The 13,831-nt window shown below is 72.5% G+C and carries 10 protein-coding genes; 9 read left to right on the forward strand and 1 reads right to left on the reverse strand.

Features of this window, described 5'->3' with window-relative positions; all coding sequences use genetic code 11:
• The first annotated feature begins 34 nt into the window (after window positions 1-34).
• Window positions 35-1,621: a histidine ammonia-lyase gene (hutH, locus tag ABH941_RS32725; protein WP_370133215.1), complete on the forward strand. Its 1,587-nt coding sequence runs from the start codon at window positions 35-37 to the stop codon at window positions 1,619-1,621.
• Window positions 1,622-1,656: 35 nt separating this feature from the next.
• Here hutH and ABH941_RS32730 read toward each other — a convergent pair whose 3' ends face one another.
• On the reverse strand, window positions 1,657-2,058 hold the full coding sequence (locus ABH941_RS32730) for a hypothetical protein (RefSeq protein ID WP_370133216.1): 402 nt from the start codon (window positions 2,056-2,058) through the stop codon (window positions 1,657-1,659).
• 210 nt (window positions 2,059-2,268) lie between these two features.
• Here ABH941_RS32730 and ABH941_RS32735 point away from each other — a divergent pair, with 210 nt between their 5' ends.
• The 8 genes from ABH941_RS32735 (at window position 2,269) to ABH941_RS32770 (ending at window position 13,725) form a co-directional block, all read left to right on the forward strand.
• On the forward strand, window positions 2,269-3,195 hold the full coding sequence (locus ABH941_RS32735) for a MurR/RpiR family transcriptional regulator (protein WP_370133217.1): 927 nt from the start codon (window positions 2,269-2,271) through the stop codon (window positions 3,193-3,195).
• Window positions 3,196-3,703: 508 nt separating this feature from the next.
• A complete protein-coding gene (locus ABH941_RS32740; protein ID WP_243876573.1) occupies window positions 3,704-4,432 on the forward strand; it encodes a VIT1/CCC1 transporter family protein in 729 nt (242 codons plus the stop codon).
• A 95-nt stretch (window positions 4,433-4,527) separates the two neighbouring features.
• Window positions 4,528-5,097: a hypothetical protein gene (locus ABH941_RS32745; protein WP_370133218.1), complete on the forward strand. Its 570-nt coding sequence runs from the start codon at window positions 4,528-4,530 to the stop codon at window positions 5,095-5,097.
• 326 nt (window positions 5,098-5,423) lie between these two features.
• A complete protein-coding gene (hutU, locus tag ABH941_RS32750) occupies window positions 5,424-7,094 on the forward strand; it encodes a urocanate hydratase (RefSeq protein ID WP_370133219.1) in 1,671 nt (556 codons plus the stop codon).
• Between the two features lie 56 nt (window positions 7,095-7,150).
• Window positions 7,151-8,344 (forward strand): allantoate amidohydrolase, encoded by a 1,194-nt coding sequence (locus ABH941_RS32755; protein ID WP_370133278.1) that lies wholly within the window; start codon window positions 7,151-7,153, stop codon window positions 8,342-8,344.
• Complete coding sequence (locus tag ABH941_RS32760) at window positions 8,332-9,675, forward strand: formimidoylglutamate deiminase (RefSeq protein ID WP_370133220.1); 1,344 nt, start codon at window positions 8,332-8,334, stop codon at window positions 9,673-9,675. The genes ABH941_RS32755 and ABH941_RS32760 overlap by 13 nt, the downstream gene beginning before the upstream one ends.
• A 99-nt stretch (window positions 9,676-9,774) precedes the next feature.
• Window positions 9,775-10,980, forward strand: a complete 1,206-nt coding sequence (hutI, locus tag ABH941_RS32765; protein ID WP_370133221.1) for an imidazolonepropionase — start codon at window positions 9,775-9,777, stop codon at window positions 10,978-10,980.
• Window positions 10,981-12,345: 1,365 nt separating this feature from the next.
• Window positions 12,346-13,725, forward strand: a complete 1,380-nt coding sequence (locus ABH941_RS32770) for a WxL domain-containing protein (RefSeq protein ID WP_370133279.1) — start codon at window positions 12,346-12,348, stop codon at window positions 13,723-13,725.
• The last annotated feature ends 106 nt before the right edge of the window (window positions 13,726-13,831 follow it).

Raw genomic sequence — 13,831 nt, forward strand, 5'->3', positions numbered from 1 at the left:
GTCATATCGCCATTCACCTGATGTGATTCCGTATATGGATATGCACAACGTGGTGGACGACGTGGTCGTCGTCGGCAAGTCTGATGTCTCCCCGGCGGATGTCATCGCCGTCGCCCGTGGCAACGCCCGGATCGAACTCTCGGCCGACGCGCTCGCGGAGATGACGGGCTCACGTGCCCGGATCGACGCGCTGGCGGCCGAGCCGCGCCCGGTCTACGGGGTCTCCACCGGCTTCGGCGCGCTGGCCGTGCGCCACATCGAGCGGCCGCTGCGCGCGCAGCTGCAGCGCTCGCTGGTGCGCTCGCACGCCGCCGGGATGGGTCCGCAGGTCGAGCGCGAGGTCACCCGCGCGCTGATGTTCCTGCGGCTGAAGACGCTGGCCTCGGGCCGCACCGGGGTCCGCCCGGTGGTCGCCGAGACCATGGCGGCCATCCTCAACGCCGACATCACCCCGGTGGTCCGCGAGTACGGCTCGCTCGGCTGCTCCGGCGACCTCGCGCCGCTCTCGCACTGCGCGCTGACGCTGATGGGCGAGGGGCTGGCCTACGGTTCCGACGGCGAGGTCCGCCCGGCCGGCGAGCTGCTGACCGAGGCCGGGATCACCCCGATCGAGCTGGCCGAGAAGGAGGGCCTGGCCCTCATCAACGGCACCGACGGCATGCTCGGCATGCTGGTGATGGCCATCGCCGACCTGGCCCGGCTGTTCACCACCGCCGACATCACCGCCGCGATGTCGCTGGAGGCCCTGCTCGGCACCGAGAAGGTGCTCCAGCCGGAGCTGCACGCCATCCGCCCGCATCCGGGCCAGGCCGCCAGCGCCGCCAACATGCTCAAGGTGCTGGAGGGCTCCGGCCTCACCGGGCACCACCAGACTGGACATGATGGAAAGCCAGGCGCACCCCGGGTCCAGGACGCCTACTCCATCCGCTGCGCCCCCCAGGTCGCCGGCGCCGGCCGGGACACCCTGTCACACGCGATGCTGGTCGCCGACCGGGAGCTGGCCGCAGCGGTCGACAACCCGGTGGTTCTGCCCGACGGCCGGGTCGAGTCCAACGGCAACTTCCACGGCGCGCCGGTGGCCTACGTCCTGGACTTCCTCGCCATCGCCGCCGCGGACCTGGGCTCGATCGCCGAGCGCCGCACCGACCGGCTGCTCGACAAGAGCCGCTCGCACGGCCTGCCGGCCTTCCTGGCCGACGACCCGGGCCTGGACTCCGGTCTGATGATCGCTCAGTACACCCAAGCCGCCCTGGTCAGCGAGAACAAGCGGCTCGCCGTCCCGGCCTCGGTGGACTCCATCCCCTCCTCGGCGATGCAGGAGGACCACGTCTCCATGGGCTGGTCCGCGGCGCGCAAGCTGCGCCAGGCCGTGGACAACCTGGCCCGCATCCTCGCGGTGGAGCTCACCGCCTCGGCGCGGGCCCTGGAGATCCGGCTCAACACCGGCAGCGGCCCGATCGCCCCGGCGACGGCCGCGGCGCTGGCCGGCGCCCGCGCGGCGGGCGTGGTCGGTCCCGGCACGGACCGCTTCCTCGCCCCCGACCTGGACGCGGCCGAGGCGTACGTCGCCGGCGGCGGCCTGGTCGCCGCCGTGGAGTCGGTCACCGGAACGCTGGCCTGACGGACCGTCGGACCGCGCCGCTACCGGGACGGGACTCAGTCGTCCCACTCGTCGCGGCGGGTCCGGCGGCCGTCGGATTGGCGCCTGCTGCGCAGCTGGACGAAGTTGAGGCCGACGATCCCGCCCCAGGCGACCAGCAGCCCCGGCAGGTGGGACACGCCGGCGCCGATCGCCGACAGCGGCACCGCCAGTACCAGCGAGGCGTACTGGAAGGCGTTGGGGTGGTGGTCGCCGCGCTCCTTCCGGGCCGGGCGGCGCGCCTCCGGGTTGGCCTCCAGCTCGCGGCGGACCCGAACCGCGATCTGGGCCTCCAGCCGCTCGTCCAGGCGGTGCAGGAAGCCGTCGATGACCTCGGACTCGTACTCGGGGCCGAGCTCCCGCAAGGTGTGGGCCGCGGCCCGCAGGTCCTTCTTGGTCTCGCTCTCGACTGGGTTCATACCTGTGAGCGTAGGGACCAGGAGGGCTCCGGCACCGCCGGAGACACCGATCTCGGGGTTGTCTCAGGGACATATCAGGGGCGTGCCGACGGTGTCCGGCGGGCAAGACGGCACTTGCCGACTCTGCATGGAGTCATGCAGAGTCAACGGACAGTGAATGTCCCCCGCTGCCCGCCCCCCACCAGGCGGCCAGGGGGGAGAGGAGATGCGATGAGCACGACCGCCACCAACAAGGACGCGACGACCAGGACGCCGGCCACTGCCTCCGCCGAGGCCGTCGCGACCGGTCCGTCCGGCAGGCTGCTGCGTCTGTTCGACGGTCACCGGTTGACGCCGACTCAGCGCAGGATCGCCCACTGCCTGGTCCGCAACGCCGCCGAGGCGCCGTTCCTGTCCAGCGTCGAGGTGGCCGAGCTGGCCGGGGTGAGCCAGCCCTCGGTGACCCGCTTCGCGGTGGCCCTCGGCTTCGACGGCTACCCCGCGCTGCGCAAGCAGCTCCGGGAACTCGGCCTGGGCGAGCCCGGCGAGTCCGGCGCGGGCCGGGAGACCGAGCGGGACGTCGTCCGCAACGAACAGCAGCAGGCGGTGCTCTCGGAGATCGCCAATCTGCAGCACCTGGCGGCGGTGCTGGCCGATCCCGAGCCGGTGCTGCAGGCGGCGAAGCTGCTGGCCGCCTCCCGTCCGCTGCTGGTGCTCGGCCTGCGGGCCGGCTCCGCGCAGGCGCACGGCTTCGCGTACTTCGCCGCCAAGGTGCACCCGGACGTGCGGCTGCTGGACGAGGGCGGCAGCATGCTGCTCGACCGGATCGAGCAGGCGGCCAGGGCCGGGGCGACCACGCTGATCTGCTTCGCGCTGCCGCGCCATCCGCGCGAACTGCTGGAGGCGCTGACGGCGGCCAAGCAGGCCGGGCTGACCGTGATCACGGTCGCGGACAGCGCGTTCGCCCCGGTGTCCGGGCTGACGGATCTGATGCTCCCGGCCGCGGTGGGCTCCAGTCTGATCTTCGACACGGCCTGTGCGCCGATGATGCTGGGACGGGTGCTGCTCCAGGCGATGTGCGACGAACTGCCCGGAGCGGTCAGCCGGCTGGAGGAGTTCGAGCACGCGGCGGCGGCCCGGGGGCTGTTCGTCGGCTGACACTGCCGGACCGCCGATGTGGTTCCTGAGTGACTGGAATCGAGCAGAACCGGTCCATTTCACGCGGAGCCCTCCTGGCGGCCCTGGTCGGGCGTAGGTTCCAGCTGAAGCTCGTCCCGGTTCCCACTGCTCCCACGGTTGCCCCGTGCGCTCTGGAGGTACAGGCATGGCCGCGAACACCTGGCAGGATCTGTACCCCGCTCCGCAGCCGGAGCGATCACCCGCCTCGCCGCCCGCTCAGCCGACCGTCCCAGCGCCCGTGCGGATGAGCGGGCCGGTGACGCAGACGCAGCTCTACCGGGACGCCCCCATGGAGCAGACCTACACGGACCTGAGCTACGCGGAGCCGATCTACTCGGGGTCCTACCCGGAGCCGACCTACCCGGCCGCACCCTCCGTCGAGGAGGAGCTCACCGCCGTCCTGGAGACTGCGCTACCCGAGACGCCGATACCCGAGACCGCGCTACCCGAGACGCCGTACCGGCCCTCCGTCGATCCGGGCCCCCGCGTGGGCCGGGCCGCCAGGGCCCTGCTGGGCGCCCGGCACCGGCCCCTGGTGCACCGTGACGTGTCCGGTGGCTGGCTGCGGCCGGCGGTGTTCGGGGCGATGGACGGTCTGGTGACCAACGCCTCGCTGATCGCGGGTGTCGGCGGTGGTGGCGCGCCGAACCACACCATCGTGCTGACCGGGCTGGCGGGGCTGATCGCCGGGGCGTTCTCGATGGCTACCGGCGAGTACATCTCGGTCTGCTCACAGAACGAGCTGACCGAGGCCGAGGTGGCGGTCGAACAGCTGCAGCACTGGCGTAACCCCCAGGGCGAGGAGCGCGAGCTCGCCGCCGCCTACGTCAAACGCGGCGTCGCCCCCGAGCTGGCCGAGGCCGTCGCCCAGCAGATCTCCGTGGACCCCAAGGAAGCCGTCAAGGTCCACATCCGCGAGGAACTGGGCATCGACCCGGACGACCTGCCCTCGCCGTGGACCGCAGCCGGGGCCTCCTTCGCCTCCTTCACCGTCGGCGCCCTGCTGCCGCTGCTGCCCTACCTCTTCGGCGCCCCGGCCGCCCTGCTGATGGCGCTGGTGCTGGCCGCGGTGGCCTTGTTCGCGGGCGGCGCCTCGGTGGCCCAGCTCACCGGCCGCCCGCCGCTCCAGGGCGGCCTGCGCCAGTTCAGCCTCGGCGCGCTGGCGACCGGCATGACCTTCCTGGTCGGTCTCCTCGTCGGAGCGCATGTGTCCTGAGAACGAACCCACCGGCGAGCTGAGCCGTTTCTCATACGCGTCTCACATGTCCGCGCTACCGTCCCGCCAGAAACGGTTCGGTTGGGAGGACAGGAATGCGCGGAACCTATGCACTGGCTCGCGTGGTGGTCATCCGCGCGACGGTCGCCCGCACGCTGCTGTGGGTCGGCGTCGTCGGCATCCTGGCCGGCCTGCTCATCCCGAGCGTCACCGGGCGTCGGCACGGCCTCATGATCGGGGCGGCCGCAGGCGTGCTGGCGGCCCTCGCCGGGCTGCTGCTGCGCAGCCGCTGGTACCGCGCCCGGATCGCCGCCGCCGACAAGGCCGCGTTCGCGGTGACGCTGGAGCCCGCACAGGCGACCCGGCGACGGCTGGCCCGCGACAATGCGTTGTGGCTGCTCGTCGGCATGGTCGCGGTCTGCGCCGCAGGCCTCGCCGCGGGTCCCGCCGCCGGGATGGCGGTCTTCGGTTACGGGCTCGGCCTCTTCCTGGCGACCCGCCTCACCGCCCGCTGGGAGCGCGCCAACGAGACCCTGGTCTGGGCCCGCACCGAGGACGCCCGCCTGCTCGGCCGCCGCAGCCACATCGGCCCCTTCGCCACCACCGGCCCAGCCGCCGGCAAGGTCCGCCCCGTCGTCAAGGGCGCGGCCCGCAGCCGGGGGTAGGCGGGGGTACCCGTCGGATCTAGGCTGCGGCGTCTGCCGGGCTTGTCGCGCAGCTCCCCGCGCCCCTGACCAATTGCAACTGGGCCAGTTGCAGACCCAGAGGGGCGCGGGGAACTGCGCGTTGCGCACGATCCGGGTTCCAGCAGCTCGGTCGCCTCCGCCGCGTCCGCCGGTGCGGAGGTAGTCGGGGTCAGCATATGGTCCAAAACATATGCAAGCAGACATATGGGTCCGGGTGGGTCTGGTGCCCCTTCGTATGATTGGCTATCTTCAGACCTGAAGAATCTGAATGGATGTATCCACCGCTTCTCGAGAGGCCGGAAGTCATGACGCAGCACCAGAGCGGCCCGCGCCCCGTACGCGCAGCCCGCGGCACCGCCCTCAGCACGCAGGGATGGCAGCAGGAGGCCGCCCTGCGGATGCTCATGAACAACCTCGACCCCGAGGTGGCCGAGCACCCCGACAAGCTGGTCGTCTACGGCGGCACCGGCAAGGCCGCCCGGGACTGGCGCTCCTTCGACGCCATGGTCCGCACCCTGCAGACGCTCAAGCAGGACGAGACCATGCTGGTCCAGTCCGGCCGTCCGGTCGGCGTGATGCAGACCCACGAGTGGGCGCCGCGGGTGCTGCTCGCCAACTCCAACCTGGTCGGCGACTGGGCCAACTGGGAGGAGTTCCGCCGTCTGGAGCACCTCGGCCTCACCATGTACGGGCAGATGACCGCCGGGTCGTGGATCTACATCGGCACCCAGGGCATTCTCCAGGGCACCTACGAGACCTTCGCCGCCGTCGCCGCCAAGAAGTTCAACGGCACTCTGGCGGGCACCATCACCCTCACCGCCGGCCTCGGCGGCATGGGCGGCGCCCAGCCGCTCGCCGTCACCATGAACGACGGCGTCGCCATCTGCATCGACTGCGACCAGACCCGGATCGACCGCCGCATCGAGCACCGCTACCTGGACGTCGAGGCCAAGAGCCTCAAGCACGCCCTGGAGCTGGCGGTCGAGGCCCGCGACCAGCGCAAACCGCTCAGCATCGGCCTGCTCGGCAACGCCGCCGAGCTGGTCCCGCAGCTACTGGCGATGGACGCGCCGATCGACATCGTCACCGACCAGACCAGCGCCCACGACCCGCTCGCCTACCTGCCCATCGGCGTGGACTTCCACGACATGGCGACCTACGCGGCCGAGAAGCCCGCCGAGTTCACCACCCGCGCCCGCGAGGCCATGGCCAGGCACGTCGAGGCGATGGTCGGCTTCCAGGACAAGGGCGCCGAGGTCTTCGACTACGGCAACTCCATCCGCGGCGAGGCCCAACTCGCCGGCTACACCCGGGCTTTCGACTTCCCCGGCTTTGTCCCCGCGTACATCAGGCCGCTGTTCTGCGAGGGCAAGGGCCCGTTCCGCTGGGCCGCGCTCTCCGGCGACCCCAAGGACATCGCCGCCACCGACAAGGCCGTGCTGGACCTCTTCCCGGAGAACGAGTCGCTGGCCCGCTGGATGAAGATGGCCGGCGAGCGGGTGCACTTCCAGGGACTGCCGGCCCGCATCTGCTGGCTCGGCTACGGCGAGCGCGACAAGGCCGGCGAGCGGTTCAACGAGATGGTCGCCGACGGCACCGTCTCCGCCCCGCTGGTCATCGGTCGCGACCACCTCGACTGCGGCTCCGTCGCCTCCCCCTACCGGGAGACCGAGGCGATGCTGGACGGCTCGGACGCCATCGCCGACTGGCCGCTGCTCAACGCCATGGTCAACGTCGCCTCCGGCGCGTCCTGGGTCTCCATCCACCACGGCGGCGGGGTCGGCATCGGCCGCTCCATCCACGCCGGACAGGTCACCGTCGCCGACGGGACCAAGCTCGCGGGCGAGAAGATCCGCCGGGTGCTCACCAACGACCCCGGCATGGGCGTGATCCGGCACGTGGACGCCGGCTACGACCGCGCCGTCGAGGTCGCGGACGAGCGCGGCGTCCGCATCCCGATGCGCGAGGGCGAGTAATCACGGTGACTTCCGTCGAGGAGCAGCTCGGGTCCGCTGCCGACAGCCATCGCCGGATGTGGTCCGAGCTGCTCCCGGTCGGCCGCTACGACGCCTCCGGCGGCTACCGGCGGCACGCCTGGACCCCGGCCGACGCCGAGTGCCGCGCCTGGTTCGCGGAGCAGGCCGCCGCCCGCGGACTGGCCTACGAGGTCGACCGCAACGGCAACCAGTGGGCCTGGTACGGCGACCCAAAGGGTGACGGCGCCATCGTCACCGGCTCACACCTGGACTCCGTCCCGGACGGCGGCGCCTTCGACGGGCCGCTGGGCGTGGTGTCCTCGTTCGCGGCGCTCGACGCGCTCCAGGAGCGCGGCTTCCAACCGGTGCGCCCGCTGGCCGTCACCAACTTCGTGGACGAGGAGGGCGCCCGCTTCGGTGTCGCCTGCGTCGGCTCACGGCTGGCCGCAGGGGTGCTGACGCGGGATCAGGCCTACGACCTGCGGGACGCGGCTGGGATCCGGCTCCCCGACGCCATGGAGGCGGCCGGCCAGGACCCGGCGCTGATGGGCAAGGACGAGGAGCGGCTGTCCCGGGTCGCCGCCTATGTCGAACTCCATGTCGAGCAGGGCCGCTTCCTCGCCGGGACGCCGCACCCGGTCGGCGTCGCCTCGGCGATCTGGCCGCACGGCCGCTGGCGCTTCGACTTCCACGGTGAGGCCAACCACGCGGGCACCACCCGCCTGGAGGACCGCCGGGACCCGATGCTGACCTACGCCAACACCGTCCTCTCGGCCCGCAAGAAGGCCAGGCTGCACGGGGCCCTGGCCACCTTCGGCCGGGTCAGTGTGGAGCCCAACGGCACCAACGCCATCGCCTCGCTGGTGCGCGGCTGGCTGGACTCCAGGGCGGCCGACGAGGCCACCCTGACGGCCCTGGTCCAGGAGATCGAGACGGCGGCGCGCGAACGGGCCGAACGGGACGGCGTCCGGGCGGATGTCGTACGGGAGTCCTACACTCCGGTTGTCGACTTCGACGCGCCGCTGCGGGACCGGCTCGCCGCGCGCCTCGGCGCCGGCACCCCGGTCCTGCCGACCGGCGCGGGCCACGACGCGGGCATCCTGTCCGCCGTCATCCCCACCGCGATGCTGTTCGTCCGCAACCCCACCGGCGTCTCCCACTCCCCGAGCGAGTACGCGGGCGAGGCCGACTGCCTGGCGGGCACGGCGGCCCTCGCCGACGTCCTGGAGGAGCTCGTATGCCGTCCGTGACCCAGTTCTGGGCTCCGCACGCCTGGATCGACCCGGTCGTGGAGTCCGACGTCCTGATCACTGTGTCGGGTGAGGGCCGGATCACCGCGGTCACCCCCGACAGCGGCCCGGCCCCCGCCGGGGCGACCGTACTGACCGGGCTCACCCTGCCCGGCATGGCCAACGCCCACTCGCACGCCTTCCACCGCGCCCTGCGCGGCACCGTCCAGGTCGGCAGCGGCACCTTCTGGACCTGGCGCGACACCATGTACCGGACCGCCGACGCGCTCACCCCGGACAGCTACCTGGAGCTGGCGACGGCCGTCTACGCGGAGATGGCGCTCGCGGGGATCACCGCCGTCGGCGAGTTCCACTATCTGCACCACGCCCCCGGCGGCACCCGCTACGCCGACCCCAACGCCATGGGCGAGGCGCTGATCGAGGCCGCCTCCCGGGCCGGCATCCGGATCACCCTGCTCGACACCTGCTACCTCTCGGCCGGCTTCGGCGAGCCCCCCAACCGGCACCAGCAGCGCTTCAGCGACGGCGACGCCGAGGCCTGGGCGGCGCGCGCGAGCAGCATCGAACCCCGCGCACACGCACGCATCGGCGCCGCCGTGCACTCCGTCCGCGCGGTGCCGGCCGAACAGCTGTCGACGGTGGCGCAGTGGGCGGGGGAGCGGAAGGCCCCGCTGCACGTCCATCTCTCCGAGCAGACCGCCGAGAACGAGGCATGCCTGGCGGCCCACCGGGTGACCCCCACCCAGCTGCTGTCCCAGCACGGGGTGCTGGGCCCGCGCACCTCGGCCGTGCACGCCACCCACCTCACCGACGCCGACGTCAAGCTGCTCAGCTCCTCCTCCACCGTCATCTGCATGTGCCCCACCACGGAACGGGACCTCGCCGACGGCATCGGCCCGGCCCGCCGGCTCGCCCACGGCGGCAGCCCGATCTCGCTGGGCAGCGACAGCCACGCGGTGATCGACCCGTTCGAGGAGGCGCGGGCGCTGGAGCTGAACGAGCGCCTCGCGACGCAGCAGCGCGGCCACTGGACGGCGGCGGCGCTGCTCCGCGCCGCGACGGAGGACGGGCATGCGTCCCTGGGGTGGCCCGAGGCGGGCCGTCTTGAGCGCGGGGCGCTCGCCGACTTCTGTGCCGTAGCGCTGGACACCCCTCGCACAGCGGGACCGCCGGCTCGGCTGGGGGCGGAGACAGCGGTGTTCGCGGCGAACGCGTCCGACGTACGCGAGGTAATCGTGGGCGGGCGGGTTGTGGTGCGTGATGGTGTGCACCAGTTGGTGCCCGACGTGGGAGCAGCACTCGCGACGGCGATCAAGACCGTTACTACCTAGGGGGCGCGGGGAACTGCGCGACCAGCCCACTACGGAGGTGCATGGTTGGCAGCGCAGTTCCCCGCGCCCCTGAGGTTCTGCAACTTTGGGAAGGTGTGTATGCGCAGCACAGTGATCACGGGGATCGGGAGCCTGGTCACCAATGATCCGTCCATCGGCGATGGTCCGCTGGGCCTGTTGAACGACGCCGCCCTTGTGATTGCTGACGGCAGGATCGCGTGGGTCGGACCCGCCGCCTCGGCCCCCGACGCCGACACGCGGTTCGACGCAGGTGCCCGCGCGGTCATCCCCGGTTTCGTGGACTCGCACTCGCACCTCGTCTTCGCAGGCGACCGCACCGCCGAGTTCAACGCCCGGATGTCCGGTGCCGCCTACACCGCCGGCGGCATCCGTACGACCGTCGCCGCCACCCGCGCGGCCACCGACGCCGAGCTGGACGCCAATGTCGCCCGCTACGTCGCAGAAGCCCTGCGCCAGGGCACCACGATCCTGGAGTGCAAGTCCGGCTACGGACTCACCGTCGAGGACGAGGCCCGCGCCCTCCGCATCGCGGGTCGCCACACCGACGAGACCACCTACCTCGGCGCGCATGTCGTCTCCCCCGACTACGCCGACGACCCGGCTGCCTACGTCGACCTGGTCACCGGACCCATGCTGGACGCCTGCGCCCAGCACGCCCGCTGGGTGGACGTCTTCTGCGAGCGCGGCGCCTTCGACGGTGACCAGGCCAGGGCGGTCCTGACGGCCGGCGCGAAGCGGGGTCTGACGCCCCGGATCCACGCCAACCAGCTGACCGAGGGCCCCGGCGTCCAGCTCGCCGTGGAACTGGGAGCGGCCTCGGCCGACCACTGCACGCACCTCTCCGACGCCGACGTGGCCGCCCTCGCCTCCGCCTCGGGGACCACTGTGGCGACGCTGCTGCCCGGCGCCGAGTTCTCCACCCGCGCCGCTTACCCCGACGCCCGCCGTCTCCTCGACGCCGGGGCGACGGTGGCCCTCTCCACGGACTGCAACCCGGGCTCCAGCTTCACCACGTCCGTCCCCTTCTGCATCGCCGTCGCGGTCCGGGAGATGGGTATGACCCCGGACGAGGCCCTCTGGTCCGCCACGGCCGGCGGCGCAGCCGCCCTGCGCCGCACCGACGTCGGCCGAGTAATGGTCGGCGCCCGCGCCGACCTCGCCCTGCTCGACGCCCCCTCCCACGTCCACCTGGCCTACCGCCCGGGGGTCCCGCTGGTCGCTGCGGTGTGGCGCGGGGGCGAACTGGTCGTCGGCGCCGGCGCCGGGGGAGGCGGGACGGCGTAACGGGCCCCTACGCCCCACGCCTGCAACGGCAACGCCCGTGCCGCGACCTCGCCCACCGTCTCCCGGGCTCCGCCCGGAAGGAAGGCGCTTCGCGCCGGCAACTGGGGCGGGGGGTGGGGGCGCTCCGGCGCGGAGCGTTTCGCGGTGGGCGGGGGTGGCGCTCCACGGTTGCAACGGCAGCGTGTGGTGGGGCGTGTTGGGCGCCGTTTCCCGGGCTCGCGCCCGGACAGAAGCGGCTTCGCCGCGCGACAAGGGCCGGGGGTGGGGGCGCTCTGGCGCGGAGCGTTTGGCGGTGGGCGGGGGTGGAGCTCCGCGCTTGCAACGGCAGCGCTGGGTGGGGCGCGTGGCCCGCCGTTTCCCGGGCTCGCGCCCGGACAGAAGCGGCTTCGCCGCGCGACAGGGGCCGGGGGCGGCCTGGGCCCGGCGCGGAGCGCTCGCCGGGGGCGCGGGGCGGGGCGAGTGTGTCCCCCAATCGGGTTACCTGGGGGGAGTTGCAACCAGGCTGGGGGGCGTAGCAACCATATATGGGTGTAATTCACCCCAGTGTGGTTGTAACTCCCCCCAGCACGGGCAATCCGGCCCGAAGAAAGGTTTCTGCAGGCCCACCCGCCGGCGCGCCACCCGGCAACGCACGCCCCACCGACCGCCCCCTCGTCGTGGTTGCCGCGAGGCGGAGCCGAGCCACCTCAGCCCGGGGCCGACCATCGTGCCCCATGGAGGTGACGGACGGTCAGCGGGAGCGAGCGCGCACCGGTCACTCGGCCGCTGGAAGGGGGCTCGGTCGCAGACGTACCCCGCCGCACCAACGGGCGCCGCCCCGCCTCCCCCGACGCAGCGGCCGCCCCCGCCGCCCCCGATCCTCCCACCGCTCACTGAGAACATCCGTGCATGGCGGTTCCGCCCGCCCGCCGAACGGCGTACCGTCAGCTGGAATCTGACGAACCGTCAGTACGGGAGTTGCGGAGGCGAAGGGCGGGGTCGTGGTCGGGAGAAGTGGCGGGAGGCTGGCGGCGGGGGCTCCTGTGCTGCGCCTTCGGCCTGTTTGGCGGGACGGTTCTGCTGGGCGGTCTGGGAGAGGTGCTGTTTCTGCCCCGGCGGCCCCGGCGGCCCCCGGCGGCCCCGGTCGGCCGGGCGGATGCCTTGACTTCTAAATCTGACGGGTCGTCAATGATGGGCACCGCCAAGGCGGTGAGCACAGAAACGGCACACATGCAGGAGGCCGGCCGCCCCCGTCGACGGCAAGGGAGACAAGGGGCGACCGGCCCGCACGGCACCGTAGCGCCGATCGAAGAATAGTCCTGGTGCACCTCACCCGGGCAGATCGGCTCCGGTGGCCGTGACGGCTGTCACGCAGCGGGCGTGGCGATAGCCGCCGCCTTCACCGAAAGGGGCACCACGATCGTGTTCCACAGTTCGCACAGACATACGCCGCGGCGCAGACGCCGCGGGCTCCAGGCAGGATTCCTCGCGCTGGCCCTGGCGGCGCCGCTGGCGTTCGTCGGACAGGCGCAGGCGGACACCGCCGGCACGCCGGTGTCGTACGCGACCACCTGCACACCCCCGGCGAGCCTCGGCCTGTCGCCGATCCACGGCACCACCACCTCGGAGATCACCGTCTCCAACGCCACTCCCAAGGTCGGCGACACCGTCACCGTCACCTATGACGTGACGACGCCCGCCGCGGGCAACCCCACGGCGACAGCGCTCCCCGCCAACGTGGTCCTGCCCACCGGCACGGTCACCCTCGGCGGCGCGCAGAGCGGGACGGTCGCCGTCACCGGTACCCGTACCAACCCTCCGGTGGCCGGCAACGCGGCCTTCCCCGGCTTCACCATGACCGGGACCTTCGTGGTCTCCGCGGCCGGGGCGATCACGCTGACACCGAGTAACTACAACATCAACTCCAACTACATCATCAGCATCGACATCCCCTGCACCATCGACACCCCGCCGGCCGGCGTCTCCAACACCATCACCGCCAGCCCGGCGACCTCAGCAAACAACCGGGTCGTGACCGACAACCCCAGCTCCGGCGCGCCCGGTGCGAAGACCACGGTCAGCGGCACCGGCTTCACCGCCGGCGCCTCCGTCACCGTGGCGGGCTTCGCCGGGACCACCGCGACGGGTGACGCCACCACCGCCACGGCGGACAGCACAGGCGCGTTCAGCGTCCAGCTGACCGTCAACGCGGCGGCGACCACAGGCATCATCGCCTTCGAGGGGACGGCCTACAGCGCTGCCACGGCGGCGCCGCCGGTCGCGTACACCGTCATCCCGGTCACCCCGCCCGGCGGTGTGTCCCAGACGCTGAACAGCTCGGTCAAGAGCGGAACGCTGAGCATGACCCAGGCCGGTGACACCGTCACCATGACCCCGGTCGACTTCGGCACCGGCGGCAGCTCCACCGGATCGCTCAACGCCATCACCGTCAAGGACTACCGCGGCGGTGCCAGCGGCTGGTCGCTGACCGCCAGCAACACCAACTTCGTCGGCCCCTCCGGCAGCACCCTGCCGGCGGCCAACCTCAGCTGGACGCCTGCCTGCAGCACCACCTCCGGCAGCCCCAGCACCTGCGCCGCCGGTTCGGCGGGCGCCGTCGGCACGGCCGGGGCGACCCTGGCGAGCACCCCCGCGGCGACGCTGACCGGTGGTCAGTTCAGCGCCACGGCGGACCTTTCGCTGAACGTCCCGGCGTTCACCGCGCCCGGCAACTACACCTCGACGCTCACGCTGACCCTGGCCTGAGCCCGTACGGCGCCCGATCCCGCACGGCGCCTGATCCCGCACGGCGCCTGATCCCGCACCGCACCCGATCCCTCCGGGATGTCCGATCCCTCTAGGGCGTCCGTTC

This window comes from Streptacidiphilus sp. EB103A (assembly GCF_041261405.1).
Lineage (GTDB): Bacteria > Actinomycetota > Actinomycetes > Streptomycetales > Streptomycetaceae > Streptacidiphilus.